Source organism: Methylophilus sp. 42 (assembly GCF_000384155.1).
Taxonomy (GTDB): Bacteria; Pseudomonadota; Gammaproteobacteria; order Burkholderiales; family Methylophilaceae; genus Methylophilus.
On sequence record NZ_KB913031.1, the window covers coordinates 854,045 to 871,111 of the forward strand.

Here is a 17,067-nt window from a genome sequence, read left to right on the forward strand (position 1 = left end):
ATCAGATGTAGCAGTGGTTTGCTTATACCTCGTTTTGAATGACGTCACTCAGCCAATCCATGAAAATCCGCACGCGCTTAGACAAATTGCGACGATGCGGGAACAGCATGGAAACGGCCATGCTGGGTGCGGTCCAGGCCGGTAGGATTTCGACTAACAGGCCACTATTAAGCATTTCCATGGCGCCTAACTTAGGCGCTTGCATGATGCCGAGTCCCGCCACGCAGGCGGCGCGGTAGGCGTCGGTATTGTTGACGCAGATACGGCTGGGCATTTTGATACGATGTAATTCGCCCTCTAGCTGATATTCAAACGCATCAAACCGTTTGTTGCTGCTGGTTTGGTAGTGAATCAAATAATACTGCTGTAAATCGTCTATGCTTTTGGGCGTGCCATATTGGGCGAGGTAGCCAGGGCTGACGAAATTGCTTTGCTGCATTTCGCCTATTTTGCGCATCATCATGCCGGACTCTTCGACCTCACCGGTTCTCACCACGCAGTCGTAACCTTCGCTGACTAAATCCACTTTTCGGTCTTCGCTGCTGACTTCTATGTTGAGGTTGGGGTAGCGCCGCAAGAATGCAGGTAGGGCCGGAATAAGCAGGTGCCGCGCCATCGGTTGTGACAGGTTGACCCTGACGACACCTGAGATTTGGCTATCATCGCTGATGAACAAAGTTTCTAATTCTTCGATCTCACTCAAGACATCTTTGCTTTTTTCATAAAACAACTGGCCGTCCGGCGTCAGTTGCACTTTGCGTGTGGTACGGTGGAACAACTGCGTTTGCAGTTTACTTTCCAGTTGCTGCACCGCCAGTGAGATGCTGGCTTTGGGCAGTCCCAGACTATCTGCCGCTTTGGTAAAGCTGCCGAGTTCGGCAACGCGCATAAAACGCTTCAGGCTTTCGGTGCTGTCCAGCATGGCAGTCTGCTTTCAATTGTTCATTAATTATGAACAGTATAATCACTTCATGCTTATTTATCGTATTTATGATTGTCAATAAACTGCGTCTATCTTTCATCAACACAGGAGCACGCATATGACAAACAAGATTGCATTAATTACAGGTGGCAGCCGTGGTTTGGGTAAGAACACTGCGCTGGCGATGGCAAATCAGGGCATAGACGTGGTATTGACTTACCAAAGCAAACAGGCCGCGGCACAAGCAGTGGTGGATGAAATCACAGCGTTAGGACGCAAGGCGGTGGCTTTACAGCTGGATGTGGCGCAGGTGAAAACATTTGCTGTATTTGCTGAGCAATTGAAGCAGGCCCTGCAAACACAGTGGCAAGCTACGCAGTTTGATTACCTGGTGAATAATGCAGGGACGGGCATCCATGCGCCATTTGCTGAAACTACGGAGCAGATGTTTGATGATATGGTGAATATCCATCTGAAATCCACCTTCTTTTTAACGCAAACCTTACTGCCAGTATTGCGTGATGGCGGCCGCATTGTGAATATTTCCAGCGGCCTGGCGCGGTTTAGCTTGCCTGGCTACAGCGCTTATGCGGCGATGAAGGGTGGTATTGAGGTACTGACACGTTATATGGCCAAAGAGCTTGGCGCCCGCCAGATTGCCGTGAATACGGTGGCACCGGGTGCGATTGAAACTGATTTTGGCCAGGGTCTGGTGCGCGACAACAAAGAGGTCAATGCCTATATTGCTTCGCAAACTGCGTTGGGCCGCGTAGGAGTGGCAGATGATATCGGCCCGATGATTGCGAGCCTGTTGTCGGAGAATAATCGCTGGGTGAATGCACAACGTATTGAGGCTTCCGGCGGCATGTTAATTTAATCGGCCAGGGTGATAGCAACAGGCGGCTTTCTACGGCTGCCTGTCGATTTGCCTAGCGAGGGCGGTTTGGCGGCGGAGGCGGTGGATAATAACCGGATGCAGCGGGCGAGGATGCTGTGCTAGCGGCATTTCCACCTTGCGAGTAGGTTCGCGCCATGCTGGCTGGTACCGGAATACGGTGTCCGGCCGCATACATGCATTGGAAGTAAGCGTTGTCGTATTTATCCTGCGCATTCATGCCGCTGACTGCTGCCGTATTAGTGCCGATGGCGCCGCCGGATCAGGCACCCATGCCTGCGCCGATGGCTGCCCCTTCACCACCGCCTGCCGCAGCACCAAGAGCTGCGCCTACGACGGTGCCGACTGCGGTCGTGGTGGCCAGGCTGGCGTTATATTGCTGGTTCACAGTTTTGCCGCCAATTTGCGTTAAGGCAAAGTCACGGCAGGATAGGTCATCTGCCCTGAAAACATTAAAGTCTTTGCCCGTGCCCGGCAAAGCCATATTGCTTGGGCCGGTGGGGTTGGTAGCGCAGGCTGACAAGCTCAGTGCCGAGACCATGATTAGCAGATGTGTTGTTTTCATATGCTTAGGCCTATTTGGTTGGTGGCGAAGGCGTCACTTGTTTCCAGCCTGCCGGACACTCTTTGACGTAAGGATAATAGCTGTCAGATTGCTCGCAGTAATACCAGTAACCCTGACCGTTATTGCCGGCAGTGGCCGCAGGCGGCGCGCTTTGTGCCGGGGCAGGCGCACTGGTGGCACCGCTACCTTGTTCGATATAGACCTGTGGTTGCGGTTGGGTCACAATGACTGGTGGTGGGCTATAAGCATATGGGTAGGGATAGGCGTAAGGCGAATATGCATATGGAAAATAAGGATAGGGGGCACCGAAATAAAAGCCGACGCCACCACCGCCATGCCAACCTCCACCGTGCCAGCCGCCGCGGCCCGGTGGGTGTGCCTGAGCAGCGCTGCTAGCGAGCATTAGTGCTGCCACTAGGCCGGTGAGTGCCATTGTTTTTAAGTGCATAGGTGTTTTTAAGTGCGTCAGTTTTTGTTTGGACATATCGCCTCCTGTGACAGGCATGTTTACTTATATTTCTATGACCAAAGCATACGTAAATGTATCCGCGCAGGGCGTGGCGGTTTTGTATCGGAGTGTATCTTTAACCCCCACATTCACCGTCAGCTGAGGATTGTGTTAGGCAGCAGGTGAGCAACTGCGGTATGCTAGTGATGACCCTTTGCAAAGCTACTAATTTCATGCAACAGCAATCCATCCAACAGATCAATCTTGCTTATGATCAGCAACAAGACCGCTTGCTGATGAAAGCCGCTGTCAGCCAGGCACAGGAAATCCGCGTATGGCTGACTTATCGTATTGCGCGACAAATGTTTACGGTGCTTAACCGTGAAGCGCATTTGCCCGTATCCGCATTGGCGCTGGGAAATGCTTCACCTTTGCCTGCAGCACAATCGCCGACTGAAGCCACGCGACAGTTTGAAGAAGAGGCTGATGCCGTGCATCAGCTGGAAGACCTGGATTTTTCCACGGCTTACCAGCAACGTCCATCGGCCGTGAGTGAGCAGGAGTTATTGGTCGTTGACACACGCTTCGTGTCGATTAACGACCAGTTGAATCATATGCAGTTGGTATGCGCCAACGGTATGAACGTCAATATGAGTTTAAACCACCAACTGGTGCTGGCCATCAGCCGTATGTTGATGGTCGCCAGCCAGGACGCAGGCTGGATATTGCCCGCACACCAGGATAAGGAACCAGAAGCGGTTTCCAGTATCGTAATGCAGGTACCCACAGAAAAACAGGTATTACATTAATGGATCACACAACACTCGGGGACAGCGGTATTCGCGTCTCCAAAATCGCACTGGGCACCATGACCTTTGGCGACCAGAACACCCAGCAAGACGCCGACAACCAGCTGGATTTTGCCCTCTCACAAGGTATTAATTTTATCGACACGGCTGAGATGTATCCGGTGCCGCCACGGGCAGAAACCGTGACGCAGACAGAGACTATCCTCGGCCACTGGATTAAAAAGCAGGCGCGCGATCGCTTTGTGCTGGCCAGCAAAGTGGCGGGCCCCAGACGTGGCATGCAGTGGATACGCGGCGGCCCGAGCGGCATGGATAGGGCGAATATCCGCCAGGCGGTGCATGACAGCCTGACACGTTTGCAAACTGACTACCTCGATGTATTGTATCTGCACTGGCCAGAACGCAATGTGCCCATGTTTGGTCAATACCAGTTTGACCCCCGTGCCGAACGCGATGCCAGTGGCCAACCTCTCAACTGGGTGCCAATTCAAGCCCAGCTCGAAGTGTTGGACGAGTTGATCAGGGAAGGCAAGGTACGCGCGATTGGCTTGAGTAATGAGCAACCGTGGGGTGTGATGGAGTTTTTGCGACTTGCCCGCGAACAAGGCTTGCCGCGCATTGCCGTGTTGCAAAACTGCTATAACCTGATGAACCGTGGCATGGAGTTTGGCATGGCCGAAGTGCTGTACCGCGAACGTATTAGCCTGGCTGCCTATTCTCCGCTGGCATTTGGCCATTTGACCGGAAAATATGTCGACGATCCCGCCACCCCTGGTCGCGTCACCTTGTTTCTGGGTTATGCACAGCGTTATAAAAAACCGGGCGTGCCGGCGGCGTCCAAGGCCTATGCCGAACTGGCGCGTGCACATGGACTCACACCAACGCAATTGGCACTGAGTTTTGTCTATCACCGCTGGTTTGTCGGTAGCACCATCATCGGTGCCACCAGCATGAACCAGTTGCAGGAAAACATCGCGGCTTATCAAGTAAAGCTTAGTGATGAGGTATTAAACGCAATCGAGCAACAGCATCTGATCATGATGAATCCGGCGCCTTAACGCAGGCGCCCGCTGAAGGGAATCCGTATGTTCATGCTTCACACCCTGCGCACTCTTTTTCTGCGCAGCTTCATTCTTTTTGCCGTCATATTGAGTGGTCAGGCACAGGCCGCGGGCATGCAGGAGATGCAAAATGCCTTGCGCACCTGCCAAACCGAGTTTGCCGCGGATGCCAGCCGTCGCCTGATTTGTTTTGATAAAGTCGCCGAGCAATATACGCCGACACGCGTGGTATCCCCAATATTGGCCCCTAGCCAACAGGAGCTAGTGAAAAGTGTGGGGGCCGAGACGGGTTACCTCTCACGCAAGTGGCATTTAAACCGCCAGGATGAATTGCATTTTACCGATCTGGAAACCCATCAGCTCAATTACCTAGTGACCGCGTACTCGAATAATCCCAATGATGTCCCGACCTCGCCATCACGTCCTAATACGCAAGACGGTGGCCTGGGGCACAATGACCTGCATTTCCAGATTAGCCTGAAAACACAGTTGATGAACCTGTCAGACTGGTTGCCTAAAAACCAGTGGGTGCAAAGTGCGCGTTTGTGGGGGGCGTATACCCAGCAGTCATTCTGGCAGGTGTATAACGAAGAGCAGTCGCGCCCCATGCGGGATCACAATTATTCACCAGAGTTGATTTTATCGCTAGGCTTGAACAAACCAGCAGAAGAAAACAGTTGGCTCAATGCCATGCCCAATATGCTCAATGTGGGCCTGATGCATGAGTCCAATGGCCGCTCGCAACCACTATCACGCAGCTGGAACCGCGTCTATTTGCAGGGCGGCTGGCAGCTCAATGAGCGCTATAGTTTGCTGGTTCGCCCGTGGTGGCGTATTCCTGAAAGCAAATCGGATAACGATAACCCGGATATCAGCAAATATATGGGTTATGGCGATGCGATTTTGCGCTGGGATAACGAGGCCAATACCACGGCTGCCAGTGTCACCTTGCGTAACAATATGCGTAGCGATAACAAAGGTTATGTGAAGTTTGATGTGCAGTACAAGCCGCTCAAAAGTGAGAGCGTGCGTTTTTACGCTATGCTGGCCAGTGGTTATGGTGTCTCGCTACTGGATTATAATCAGGCGCAAACCATGTTTGGCATCGGCTTTGCCATTGGTGAATAATTAATTGAGTAATTCATTAGCGCTATCAATATGCGTCCGTTAACTGCCACTTTCCAACGCTTCCTGGCTTCTGAGCAGGCCAGCAGCATCCTGCTATTGCTGGTCACAGTGCTGGCGCTGGTCATTGCCAACAGCGTGTTGGCTGAGCACTATCATCATTTCTGGCATCACCAATGGTTGGGTTTAAGCCTTGAAGAGTGGGTCAATGATGGCCTGATGGCAATCTTCTTTTTGCTGATCGGGCTGGAGCTCAAACGCGAGTTGTATGTAGGGGAGTTATCCAGCGTCAACAATGCCTTGTTGCCAACCATTGCCGCGATGGGTGGCATGATTGTGCCAGCCTTCATTTTCTGGCAATTCAACCACGGCACTGCCTACCAGGCAGGCGTCGGCATTCCAATGGCGACGGATATCGCCTTTGCACTAGGTGTGTTGTCAATATTGGGCAAGCGCGTGCCTGCACCGCTCAAGGTGTTTCTGGTGGCGTTTGCCGTGATTGATGATTTGGGCGCGGCTATCATGATCGCGGTGTTTTACACCGCCTCTATTTCATGGCCGCACCTGCTGGCCGCATTGGCTGTGCTGGCTTTGCTGTTTGCGCTCAACCGCTGGCGGGTGCTCAGCATGATTCCCTACGTGCTGGGCGGGGCATTCATGTGGTGGCTGACACTCAAGTCTGGTGTACATGCGACGCTGGCAGGCATCGCACTGGCGTTTGCCATTCCCTTCCATCGCAATCCGGATGATGACCATTCGCCTTCGCATCAATTAGAGCATGCTTTACACCTGCCGGTGGCTTTCTTGATCCTGCCCGTTTTTGCCTTTGCCAACACCGGTGTGCAGGTGGCGGCAAACAGCATGAGTGCCGTATTTTCACATAGCAACAGTCTGGGGATTATTCTCGGTTTGCTGATTGGTAAACCGGTCGGGATTACGCTGGCCGTGGTAGCCGCTATTGTGACGGGTGTTTGCAAACTACATCCGCCTTTGCGTTTACCGCATGTGATTGGCGCAGGCATGCTGGGTGGTATCGGCTTTACCATGTCGATTTTTATTACCAACCTGGCCTTTAGCGAGATGGCGGATGCGATCAATCTCTCCAAAATGGCGATACTCACAGGCTCGCTGCTTTCCGGGGTGGCAGGCTGGTTATGGCTAAGCGTGGTGTTAAGGCAGGGTGCAGTGAATGAAGCCTCCACTAAGTAAAATCATGAGGTGCTTTTAGGGATGCTGCGCAAGCATTTCGTGGCTGGTCTGCGTATAGTTGTGTCTAACGAGATGTAACAACTTAACCAAGGAGACTATCATGTGGACTAAACCAGCTGCTACTGAAATGCGTTTTGGCTTTGAAGTGACAATGTACGTCATGAACAAGTAATTCAAGCGTTAACTTGCATATCAATAAACCCGACACTAGGTCGGGTTTATTGTTTCTGGCTGTTGCATTCAATGTTATGCATTGAGGTTAAAAGTTTAGACACTTATCGACTTTTCAACGCTGTCACCCGTCGACACACTATGTAATTCTTCAAGCGTGTAACGCTTCAAAATGGTGTAGGCGCCAGCTGAGTTTACTGTCAGATAATCTAGAGCAGTGTTTACTGGCGCAGACCATCTTCTGATTCCTACAGCAAACTCAGTCAGCGTGCGCTAGCCAGTGCCATTGCAATACGGCAGACTGAAGTTTCATTGTTTGCCGCGTGAGCGGGATAGGAAGCGCCATGATTGATGCTAAAGAAATTAAAGCCGATATGCCTGTCACTACCGCACAGGCGGAACACTTTGCCGTAGTCGACCATCTCGAAAGTGACGATGTCATCAAACTCAAAAAGGATGAAGCCGGTGTTCACCACTACATCCCTGTGAGCTGGGTGGTGTCTACTGAAGGCGGTATTGTGAAAATCAACCGTACGCTGGCGCAGATCACCAATGACTGGGAAGCAGATTAATTTTCGGGCATGGTGCGGCTGAGGTTTCAGATAGGGGCATCCCTATTGAGTCGCATCCGTTGTCGTGTAATTTTGCAGCACCACCTGGATAAACTGGTTTGTTCTGTTTCTGGCCTCTACATGCTGACGCCATAGTTCTTCAACGATTTTTAACTCCTCTGCCGTTGGCAGGCAACCATTCCCCCGTAAAAAAGAATGCATCTTGTCGTCAATAATCGCCTGCCGGACTTTTGCTTTTTTAAGGGATTCTGCCCATTCATTGGTTAACTGATCCCATTTGTCAGAACGATGGTTCACTTGGATCTCCTCTGATTATTCAGGCACGTGATATGCGTGATCAAAACGCGTAAACGAAGCCCCGTCAGTCAGACGAGGCTTCGGGGGTGGCTAATAAAGCCGTTGAGTGGTGCCGGTATGACTAATGTGCGGCGGCTTCTGCACGTGCGGCATCGCGCAGTTGTTTCACTTGGTCATGATTACGCTTGGCACCTTCAAGCTGGCGTACCACCACAAAGCGGATATGTGTCGGCAAGTCTTTTTCAGCCGCTTTGCGATAAGCAGCCAAGGCGACATCTTCGCCACGCTCGGTTTCGTTTAAAACGGCCACGGTATCGTTACTGGTCAGCGCCGTTTTAATGGCAATCCAGCGTCTGTGCAAGGCACCACCCAGGCTAGTGGATGATGCAGGCTCGCCACCCAGTGAGCGCACCAGCTCTTGTAACTCCTGTACGCTGGCAGCCACCTCTTGTGACCGGCGCAAAAAGAATGTTTTAAGTTGCGGTTCATCTACATGCTCTGCCGAAGAACGAAAGCCTTCTTCGCCATCTTTCGATACTTCGATCAAATCATTCAAGGTAGAAATCACATCGTCATTGTCTGCCATGGTAAGTCTCCAAATTGTGTATTAAATGTGTGGAAGTAAATGTATTCAGAAACTTTAGTATGCTCGTGGCTGTATGTCGGCAGCATCGGATGAATCCGCAAATATCTGTAGGAATTACTTTATCCATCGTTGGACTCAATGGCATTGCATCTTCCTACAGCCAAATCAGCCTAGGCCTTGTGGCGTAGTGTGATGGCCTGTTTTTTAATAAACAGATATTCACTTTTTTCGTTTCAAGGAGCGCCGCATGAATCCTATCCATTTATTTAATTACGTGTCACCAAAGCGGGGTGAGGCAAAATCTCTGCTGGCCGAAAAGCCCAGCGTATCGCAACTCATGCTGTTCTATGTCTTGCCGTTATCGTTGATTCCCTGCGTGATGATGTATCTGCGGCTATATCACAATTACCCAAAATTGTTTTTTGATAACCTGCCTGGTAACCGTTTGCTGATGGTGAGTGCCGAGTTGCTGTTCTTGCAATTGGGCGTGTTGTTGGTGATGGCCTGGATTACGCAAAACCTGGCCGAGATGGTTAATATCAAGCCTGATTTTCGTGACTCCTTGCTCATTATGACGATAGCCACCACGCCGCTATGGCTGACGTCACTGTTTTATATTGTGCCCAGTTTAAGTTTCAATGTGGTTGTGCATGGAGTAGCCGTATTGGCATCGGTGCTACTGGTGTATCGAGGTGTGCGCTATATTTTTGGTATCCGCGAACGCGGGGCGCTGGTCACACTCAGCATGGCGATTGTGTGTACCGCCGGGCTGGGATTTGCGGTGATTTTGATCGGCTCACTGATTTCATGGGAAGCCATTGAGCAATTGCAGTTTGCCGTTAAGAAATTGTAATCAGGCCACCTCCCTGGCTGATTTGCTGGTAGCCCCCACCACGGGGGCTAGATGGTATTTGAGCGCGTAGTAAATTAGTGCAGCATTATTGAGCACGTGCATTTTTTTGAGGATCTTCGATCGAAACACACTGACAGAGCCTGGCGCAATCTCCAGTTCCATCGCGATTGAATTCACGGCCTGGCCTTTAATCAATTTGAAAAATACCTGCAGCTCACGCAGTGACAAACGTTCATGCAGCATGGGCTCGCTGTTGGCAGCCATTTGCTGATGCTGAGGCGAAACATAGGCTTGTCCGCGGGCGATGGCATTGATAGCCGGAATCACTTGCGCGCTGTCTGTCGTGTAAGACAAATAACCCGCGCAACCCAACCGGATAAAATGGATCATGCGCTCGACCCGTTCACTGCCGTTGATAATGAGGACAGGCAGGTCAGGAAAAGCTTGCTTGAGGTCGCAGAATACTTCCAGGCCATTGGTTTCCGCTGCGGACACATCCAAAATGATGACATCGTAGGTATGCTCGCGGATTTTCAACATGGCGTCATGCACACTGCCAGCCTCATCGGCCAGGTGCACGTTATGGTCGTCATTGACCAGTGCCTTTAATGCGCAATGACTCAGCGCATGGCCGTAGATTAACAATATATTTTTCATGGCTTGTTATCCATTTCAAGCCTAATAAGGCTATTTTTGTGCGATTTTGCGATTGCCTTTCACGTGCCAGATCACATTGCCGACGTCATCTGCCACCAGCAGGTAGCCTCTTTTATCGAGTAGCACATTGGCAGGACGTCCTTGTGCGGCGCCATCCTCCTGCTGGATGTCAGTCAGCACATCCATTGGTGTTTTCGCCAGTTTTTCCTGCGCTGCCGGTCGCATCAATATCGTTTGATCAGCCGTTTCAGGATCGGATGTTTGTGTCATCTGTGTTTGCCCTGCCTGGTAGGGGAACAGGAGCAGGGCCTCGGCATTGGCGACATAAAATGTGTCGCCCACCAGCGCCACGCCCAGCGGGGCAGCGATATCCTTGATAAACACATGGCGTTCGTCAGCGATGCCATCGCCATCATTGTCACGCAGCAGGGTAATCTGGTGTTGGCTACCTGCCAGCTCCTCTGCTTCATGCATCCATTTGCTGGCGATCCAGTTTTTCAGGCTAAACGCTGTATTTTTAGGCTGGGGATAACTCTCTGCCACCAGAATGTCGCCATTGGGCAAAGCATACAGCCAGCGCGGGTGATGCAAGTCATTGGCAAAAGCAACCACATTCGTGCCTGGCGTTGAGATCGACTTTTTGCCTTCTGGCAAGCGCATGGTTTCTGCCGCCTGCGTGGTTGGAAACCAGCCTGACTGGCTGATAGATGCGTTAGAGACGGTGCGCATTCCTGGCGATTGCAGTAGTTTTGATGGTTGCGAATAACTGCTGAATGCCAGCATACAAACCGCGGCAGTGAGTAGGCGTCGCTGAGGGGAGGTTGTGAGTATGTTGGGCATCTGGCTATTTCCTGGTTGGTTAAGATTATCTACGTGTCGCCAGCATCTGGTGCATGCCGGTCACGCCCTGTTCGAACTGGATGGCGCTAGCAGTCATAGCCAGACGCCAAATACGGTAAGTACGCTCCCCCATGCTGGCAGCAATCGACGCATGTTGGGCCTCCAGGTTTGCCAGCCACTGGCGCAAGGTCATCACATAGTGTCGACGCAAGCCCTCTACATTAAATACATCAAACCTGGCGCTATCCATATGTTGTAACAGATGGGCGAAAGAGGTTAACTCGCCTGCCGGGTATAGCTGACGGTTGATAAAGGCGGTGGAGGCGTCTTGCTGGCCAGCCGGATTTTCCGCCGTGATCACATGGCTCAAAAATAACCCGCCGGGTTTGAGTGCTGCGTGTACCTTGGCTAGGAAGTCCGGATAATGCGCTGCGCCTAGATGGTCGGCAATGCTGATGCAAGCTGCTTTGTCGTAACTGCCCAGCGCAGGCAGTGTGCGATAGTCCGCCAGCTCTATCTTGACCAGATGCGTCAGGCCTTGTTGTTGCACTTGTTTGAGTGCATACGCATATTGCGTTGGGTTATGTGTGATGCCGTGTACAAATACCCCGTAATGCTTGGCCGCCCAGCAGGCCAGTGTGCCCCAGCCGCACGCAATATCCAGTAGCGTGTCACCATGTTGCAAATGCAGTTTCTGGCAGATCAGTGTTAACTGTGTTTGCTGCGCTTGCGCCAGGGTGTGTGTTGGGCTTGCGAAATAAGCACACGAGTGCAGCATCTGTTCACCCAGCCAGCGCTGATAAAAGTCCTCAGGCACATCGTAACTGAGTGCAATGCCATGTGAGGAGGGAACGCTTGCGGATTGAGATTGTGTCGGGGAGTGAGGTGTGTGGGCAGTGTGTTCGGGTAGCACCTGTTGGTTATTGGCCAGGGTCAGTGCCCGGAAGACCAGGCCTAGTTTTTCATGCAGCGGCAAAGATAGAGATTCGAAATGTTCACGCAACTGCATGGCGGCATGAAAGTCCCCCTGAATCTGTACTTCACCTGAGCAATAGGCCTCCACCAGGCGTTTAGGGTTGCTAAACCATACCATGTCACGTAATACCGATGCCTGCTCCAGGCAAAAGGTAAACGCTGGTGCGCCGTCGCCGATCGTCAGCATACTGCCGTTCCACAAGCGCACGGCAAAGGCCACTGGGTAGTCCTGAAACAAACGGTTCAGAATATAGTGCGCCTGAGTAGTGTCGCCACTTTCGGCTGCTTGCTCCAGTGACAATGGCATGGCTAAAGCATTAACGGGATAACTACTCATGGCGTACTCCTACTCAAAAAGCTTATTTTTAATATGGGCTGGCATCAGCATGCATATGGTTTGCTGATCCCAATGCGCGGCCCTGGCAGATGAATACCATCTGCCAGCAGTGTAAAAATGAAGCCGATGACCAAGTATCGGGCAGGGGCTGATTGTGTTGTCAGACCAGTCTGACACAGAGGGTTTTCACCCGTGACAACTCCTACAGCCGAATCAGTTGACTGCCGACGGCGACGCGGTATTAGCGGCCATACAATGCATGATGCAGTTGTATCTTTCTTATATTTTAAGGAGAAGACAGTATGCAAAAGACACTTACCTGGATGTTATTGGCTGGCTCATTGTGTTGCAGTGTGTGGTCGGGAAATGCTTGGTCTGCGCCGCCAGTGAACAATGCCGTACCGCCTTGCGAAGATGCCGCCATTTCAAATAAACCGTCCTGCAATATCGATTCTGACAGCGTCAATGTGCCACCGAAAATGCCACATGAGCGTGGTGTCATCGTCCCGCCAGAGGTGCCAGCTGAAGGTTTGCCTAACCAGGATAAACGGCGCCAGAACAGTCAGCCGCGGCCCGATCCGCGCGAGCCTGTCCCACCCGCCACGGACAATCATTTAAAGAATTAATGTTGCTGAGGCCACATTTGGTCACGACCAAGGAGAACGCAATGGAAGTTGTTGAAGACAAAATTAATCCGCCGCAGCATCAATATGTGCAACCAGGCCTGGAAGTGGATATGCATCCGCAGCCCCAATATATTGAAGAGGCGTATGCCGGAAGCGATAAGCTCAAAGGCAAGGTGGCCGTGATTACTGGCGGTGATAGCGGCATAGGCCGTGCCGTGGCTGTGCATTTTGCGGCAGAAGGGGCGGATCTCGTGATTGTGTACCTGGACGAGCACAAGGATGCGGCAAAAACGAAACAACTGGTGGAGGCCTATGGTAGCCAATGCTTGTTGATTCCAGGTGATGTGTCAGACGAGCGGTTCTGTGAGCAAGTTGTGCACGACACGCTGCTGCAGTTTGGTCAATTGGATATTGTCATCAATAATGCCGCCCAGCAGTTTCCGCAGACCAGTATTGTGGAAATCAGCCAACGGCAGTTGGAGCATACCTTCAGGACCAATATTTTCTCCATGTTTTATATGGTGAAGGCAGCCTTGCCGCATCTGCCGAAAAAAAGCCATATTATCAATACCGCGTCGGTGACGGCTTACCGGGGTAGCCCCGAGTTGCTGGATTATTCGGCCACCAAAGGCGCCGTGGTGTCATTTACACGCTCATTATCGCGACAACTGGTGCATAAGGATATTTACGTCAATGCGGTGGCACCGGGGCCAGTGTGGACACCGTTGATTCCCGCCAGTTTTGATGAAAAGAAAGTCAGCGAGTTCGGTAGCCAGGTGCCTTTAAAGCGACCTGCACAACCGAGTGAAATTGCGCCCGCCTATGTGTTCTTGGCCAGCCAGGCATCGTCATATATGACCGGACAGGTGATACACCCGAATGGTGGTGAAATTATTAATGGTTAATTGACCACTTGCCTGGTCGAAATAAGCCTGGTGTATGCCAGGCTTATTTACGCCGACTATTTCCGGGCGCGACGTCCGAATTCTCCTACAGCAAATTCCGCCTTTGTTACATGGGCGCACATTTTCCTTTTATTCATAATGGGTTGCGTCATCAATCGCGTTAATAACACAATCATTAGGAGAACGACATGAATCACAAGCTTGGCTTAGGCCTGTTGGTATTAGTTGCTGGACTCTCCGCCTGTGATAAACAGGCATCGACTACTGGCGCCGCCGGAGAATCTACTGCTGGAGCGTCTGCTAGTGGTGAGGCCATTAAGTTCGTTAAAACACAGGATGGATCTCCGCTGGAAATCAAGGTCGAGTTGTTCGATACCCCTGCCGCCAAAGAGTTTTTAGCCACCGGTAAAAACCCCTATGTGGGCAAGGAAGATGCGATTGCCCAGGGTAAAAAAACCTTCCAGCTTTATTCCTGTACGCAATGCCATGGTCCGGACGCAGGTGGACAGGTCGGGCCAGCGCTGACCGGGCCTAATTACAACTACGCCAAAGATGCCACCAATAAAGGCATGTTTGAGACGGTCTGGAATGGCACCAACGGTGGGATGGGTGCTAAAGGCAAGGGCTTGATGGATCCCTCAGACCCAAACAACGGTATTACGCCCGACGAGTTGCTGAAAGTCATTGCCTGGATACGTAGCCATGGCAGCCTGACTGGCAATGAAGAGGCCGCTTCATAATTTATCCTACAGCTTTTTTGTAAAGACACTGACATACAGCTGTTAACCACATCATTAGCATGAGTCTAAGCCTGCCACATCTGGCAGGTGACTTTAAAACTTGATGAGGATGCGATGATGAAAAAATTACTTTCAATACTATTAGCCAGTACGTTTTTATGTTCAATGACGGTTGTTTTTGCGGCACCAGCAGACAATGCGCCGCCCGCACAGCAGCAAAAAAATCAGGTACCTGATACCCACCAGAACGGCGATTATCTGGAGCCACAACCTGACAATAATAATGCGGCCACCACTGGTAACAGCGATACGCAGGGTCGGCAGGGTAGTGGTAATAAACAGTCCAAGCCGGGCAACGTTGAAAAAAGCAAACGTTTTCATGAAAAGCCCCAAGACGGCGGCACGGGCGTGAAACAGTAATGGCCCACATCAGTCGATTGCCCTGCATGGCTTAAGTTGTGTTTAAGTCTGGCAGGGCAGGGTGACTAAGTGCGGAGTATTCTTAAACGCTACTAAGCTGGAGAAAACCATGACTGAAAAAGACCTGAAGTTATGTATGGAACTGTGCAAGAAATGTGCAGACACCTGCGAAAGCTGTGCGATCGCCTGTGAAACTGAGGCCAATCCCATGTTGCGAACCTGTATTGAACTGGATATGGATTGTGCAGATTTCTGTCGCCTGACGGCTTCATTTATTGCGCGTCGCAGCGACTTTGTTGAACTGGTTTGCCAGGACTGTGCGGAAATTTGTACTGCCTGTGCCGATCAATGCGAGCAACATGCCTCTGACCATTGCCGTGCGTGCGCACAGGCCTGTCGCAGTTGTGCAGAGGCATGCCTGAAAGTGGGCGCTGCTGCATTCGCATAATATGCAAATGATCTCTCTTCGCTTCTATGAGCAGGTGGTGATGCCTGAGTGCAAGCCACCTTGCACGCAGTGTATTTAACCAGCTTGCTTAACCGTAAGTTTCAATATAATAAACTCGGCCGGTCGCACAACTGCCATACCCATTTCAATCCGCATCAGACCTTGCGCAATATCATTTGCCGTCATGGTTTTTCCCAGGCCAATATTCACAAAAAATGCCTGTTCCGGCTTGCTGCCCTGCAATGCACCTTGCCGCCACAACAAGATTAAAAAGTTTTCCACCATGGCTTGCGCACGCACCCAAGTATTGGCATCGTTAGGCTCAAATACCATCTGCTGCAACCCTTGGCTAACGGATGCTTCTACCCAGCTAAACAATCGCCGCACAGGAATATAACGCCATTCATTGTCGTTGCCAGCCAGTGTCCGTGCACCCCATATCTGCGTGCCTTTGCCCGTAAACTTGCGGATGATATTAATTGACTTGCCAGCGTCCACATCCACGTTGTAATCCTGTTGCTGTGTGCTGGTGAGGTTAAGCACTGGCCGTATCATCTCGTTAAGTGACACATTGGCGGGCGCCTTCCAGACGCCACGCTTCTGATCGACCGCGGCATACACGCCCGCGACGGCACCCGTAGACGGTAAGATATTTAAAGCGATATTCGCAGCATCTATCCATTGCTTGGCGAGCATATATTGTGCGTATAGCTTTTGGTTGAGCGACGCTAATTGCGCCTGGGACTCAGGCGTCGCCTTAACTAACCCGGCAGCACGTATTTGCGCCATCAGTGCCTGCATGCCCTGGTCCTGGGTCAGGCTTTCTGCGCTCACCACACTGCCATCGCTTTTACGTTTAAACAACAGTTGGTTAAAGTCGGTTGTTCTTGCCAGGCTGGTCACCAGCCACGGACCATAGGCTGCACCATATTTCAGGTGATCCATGCCCAGGCTTTGCCTGAAACGCGCGGCTTCAATGGCGAAGTCAGCCGGGTTATGTTGCAAACGCAAATCAAACAACGCAAACCGGTGTTGTACCTGAGCACATTGCGCCAGCGCAGTCGCTTCAAGCGCATGTGTCTCGCGACACAGGGTGGCCTCTGGCATGGCGATCAGTGTTGGTAGCGGGTCTGTCTCTATGGCGTTTAAACCAGCTGCCAATGTGGCTGCTGAAATCTGGTCGTTGTAATTGCCGACGGAGACGATCACGCACTGGCCACCGCCATTGGCAAAAAACAGCCGCACGCTGTCATAGAGATAAAAAGGTTGATCGACCGTAGCGTCAATCACTTGGTTTTGCGCATCTAGCCACAGCGTAACCGCCGACCTGGCTGCGCCACCAAACAGGTTTTCATAATCCAATAAGGAGTTGATTTGTGTGGCGACGAGCGATAATGACACACCTTGCCTATCCGCTTTTTCGGTATAGCCTATCAATGCCGGGATTGCCGTTTCCAGGGTTGGAATACTGGGCGGGAGCTTGCTCACTTCTTCAATATAAACGCCGGGCGTTTTATAAACAGCCATGATTGATGTCCCCGAATGTGGCACACGTGATGACAACAGAGTTCAAGCCATTATAGGCTGTTTAGCGTAGCAGGGGAGA

At 51.5% G+C, this 17,067-nt stretch carries 22 protein-coding genes; 13 read left to right on the top strand and 9 right to left on the bottom strand.

Translation table 11 applies throughout. The features are described 5' to 3' along the window. Positions 1-22: 22 nt before the first annotated feature. Positions 23-922 carry a LysR family transcriptional regulator gene (locus MET42_RS0104115; protein WP_019881535.1) on the bottom strand — a complete coding sequence of 300 codons (900 nt, stop codon included), beginning with the start codon at positions 920-922 and terminating at the stop codon, positions 23-25. A 118-nt stretch (positions 923-1,040) separates the two neighbouring features. On the opposite strand from MET42_RS0104115, the gene MET42_RS0104120 reads away from it, so the two are divergent. After that, entirely contained in the window at positions 1,041-1,799 is a 759-nt protein-coding gene (locus tag MET42_RS0104120) for an SDR family NAD(P)-dependent oxidoreductase (protein WP_019881536.1), read from the top strand. A 280-nt stretch (positions 1,800-2,079) separates the two neighbouring features. Here MET42_RS0104120 and MET42_RS0104125 read toward each other — a convergent pair whose 3' ends face one another. Next, complete coding sequence (locus MET42_RS0104125; protein ID WP_232411301.1) at positions 2,080-2,382, bottom strand: glycine zipper family protein; 303 nt, start codon at positions 2,380-2,382, stop codon at positions 2,080-2,082. A 10-nt stretch (positions 2,383-2,392) separates the two neighbouring features. Next, positions 2,393-2,866 (bottom strand): hypothetical protein, encoded by a 474-nt coding sequence (locus MET42_RS0104130; protein ID WP_019881538.1) that lies wholly within the window; start codon positions 2,864-2,866, stop codon positions 2,393-2,395. Positions 2,867-3,063: 197 nt separating this feature from the next. On the opposite strand from MET42_RS0104130, the gene MET42_RS0104135 reads away from it, so the two are divergent. The 6 genes from MET42_RS0104135 (at position 3,064) to MET42_RS0104155 (ending at position 7,777) form a co-directional block, all read left to right on the top strand. Further along, positions 3,064-3,639: a hypothetical protein gene (locus tag MET42_RS0104135; RefSeq protein WP_019881539.1), complete on the top strand. Its 576-nt coding sequence runs from the start codon at positions 3,064-3,066 to the stop codon at positions 3,637-3,639. Next, positions 3,639-4,697, top strand: coding sequence for an aldo/keto reductase (locus MET42_RS0104140; RefSeq protein ID WP_019881540.1), 1,059 nt, complete (start codon positions 3,639-3,641; stop codon positions 4,695-4,697). Before MET42_RS0104135 ends, MET42_RS0104140 begins: the two co-directional genes overlap by 1 nt. Positions 4,698-4,724: 27 nt before the next feature. Further along, a complete protein-coding gene (locus MET42_RS0104145) occupies positions 4,725-5,828 on the top strand; it encodes a phospholipase A (protein WP_019881541.1) in 1,104 nt (367 codons plus the stop codon). A 30-nt stretch (positions 5,829-5,858) separates the two neighbouring features. Next, the gene (gene nhaA / locus MET42_RS0104150) at positions 5,859-7,034 is read left to right on the top strand and encodes a Na+/H+ antiporter NhaA (protein ID WP_019881542.1); all 1,176 of its coding nucleotides are present in this window, start codon (positions 5,859-5,861) and stop codon (positions 7,032-7,034) included. 100 nt (positions 7,035-7,134) lie between these two features. Then, on the top strand, positions 7,135-7,206 hold the full coding sequence (gene pqqA / locus MET42_RS14550; RefSeq protein ID WP_081624291.1) for a pyrroloquinoline quinone precursor peptide PqqA: 72 nt from the start codon (positions 7,135-7,137) through the stop codon (positions 7,204-7,206). A gap of 343 nt (positions 7,207-7,549) precedes the next feature. Continuing rightward, positions 7,550-7,777: a DUF2171 domain-containing protein gene (locus tag MET42_RS0104155; RefSeq protein ID WP_019881543.1), complete on the top strand. Its 228-nt coding sequence runs from the start codon at positions 7,550-7,552 to the stop codon at positions 7,775-7,777. A gap of 42 nt (positions 7,778-7,819) precedes the next feature. Here MET42_RS0104155 and MET42_RS0104160 read toward each other — a convergent pair whose 3' ends face one another. Both MET42_RS0104160 and MET42_RS0104165 read right to left on the bottom strand, forming a co-directional pair. Continuing rightward, a complete protein-coding gene (locus MET42_RS0104160) occupies positions 7,820-8,074 on the bottom strand; it encodes a hypothetical protein (RefSeq protein ID WP_019881544.1) in 255 nt (84 codons plus the stop codon). 121 nt (positions 8,075-8,195) lie between these two features. Continuing rightward, positions 8,196-8,660 (bottom strand): PA2169 family four-helix-bundle protein, encoded by a 465-nt coding sequence (locus MET42_RS0104165; RefSeq protein ID WP_019881545.1) that lies wholly within the window; start codon positions 8,658-8,660, stop codon positions 8,196-8,198. 247 nt (positions 8,661-8,907) lie between these two features. Here MET42_RS0104165 and MET42_RS0104170 point away from each other — a divergent pair, with 247 nt between their 5' ends. Next, positions 8,908-9,513 (top strand): YIP1 family protein, encoded by a 606-nt coding sequence (locus MET42_RS0104170; protein WP_019881546.1) that lies wholly within the window; start codon positions 8,908-8,910, stop codon positions 9,511-9,513. On the opposite strand, the gene MET42_RS0104175 is transcribed toward MET42_RS0104170, so the two are convergent. From MET42_RS0104175 to MET42_RS0104185, 3 genes are read right to left on the bottom strand one after another with little or no spacing between them, the layout of a single operon-like run. Next, on the bottom strand, positions 9,514-10,170 hold the full coding sequence (locus tag MET42_RS0104175; protein WP_019881547.1) for a response regulator transcription factor: 657 nt from the start codon (positions 10,168-10,170) through the stop codon (positions 9,514-9,516). It lies immediately after the preceding gene. Between the two features lie 30 nt (positions 10,171-10,200). Beyond that, a complete protein-coding gene (locus MET42_RS0104180; RefSeq protein WP_232411303.1) occupies positions 10,201-11,010 on the bottom strand; it encodes a hypothetical protein in 810 nt (269 codons plus the stop codon). A gap of 25 nt (positions 11,011-11,035) precedes the next feature. Next, complete coding sequence (locus MET42_RS0104185) at positions 11,036-12,322, bottom strand: cyclopropane-fatty-acyl-phospholipid synthase family protein (RefSeq protein WP_019881549.1); 1,287 nt, start codon at positions 12,320-12,322, stop codon at positions 11,036-11,038. A gap of 302 nt (positions 12,323-12,624) precedes the next feature. Between MET42_RS0104185 and MET42_RS0104190 the strand changes: the two genes are divergently transcribed. The 5 genes from MET42_RS0104190 (at position 12,625) to MET42_RS0104210 (ending at position 15,461) form a co-directional block, all read left to right on the top strand. Further along, positions 12,625-12,948 (top strand): hypothetical protein, encoded by a 324-nt coding sequence (locus MET42_RS0104190; protein WP_019881551.1) that lies wholly within the window; start codon positions 12,625-12,627, stop codon positions 12,946-12,948. 41 nt (positions 12,949-12,989) lie between these two features. Continuing rightward, positions 12,990-13,853, top strand: a complete 864-nt coding sequence (locus tag MET42_RS0104195) for an SDR family oxidoreductase (protein WP_019881552.1) — start codon at positions 12,990-12,992, stop codon at positions 13,851-13,853. Positions 13,854-14,041: 188 nt separating this feature from the next. Continuing rightward, complete coding sequence (locus MET42_RS0104200; RefSeq protein WP_019881553.1) at positions 14,042-14,593, top strand: c-type cytochrome; 552 nt, start codon at positions 14,042-14,044, stop codon at positions 14,591-14,593. Between the two features lie 114 nt (positions 14,594-14,707). Next, positions 14,708-15,013 carry a hypothetical protein gene (locus tag MET42_RS0104205; RefSeq protein WP_232411305.1) on the top strand — a complete coding sequence of 102 codons (306 nt, stop codon included), beginning with the start codon at positions 14,708-14,710 and terminating at the stop codon, positions 15,011-15,013. A gap of 109 nt (positions 15,014-15,122) precedes the next feature. Further along, positions 15,123-15,461: a four-helix bundle copper-binding protein gene (locus MET42_RS0104210; protein WP_019881556.1), complete on the top strand. Its 339-nt coding sequence runs from the start codon at positions 15,123-15,125 to the stop codon at positions 15,459-15,461. Positions 15,462-15,536: 75 nt separating this feature from the next. Here the strand turns inward: MET42_RS0104210 and MET42_RS0104215 are convergent, their stop codons facing one another. After that, positions 15,537-16,988, bottom strand: a complete 1,452-nt coding sequence (locus MET42_RS0104215) for a phage tail sheath C-terminal domain-containing protein (RefSeq protein WP_019881557.1) — start codon at positions 16,986-16,988, stop codon at positions 15,537-15,539. Between the last annotated feature and the right edge of the window lie 79 nt (positions 16,989-17,067).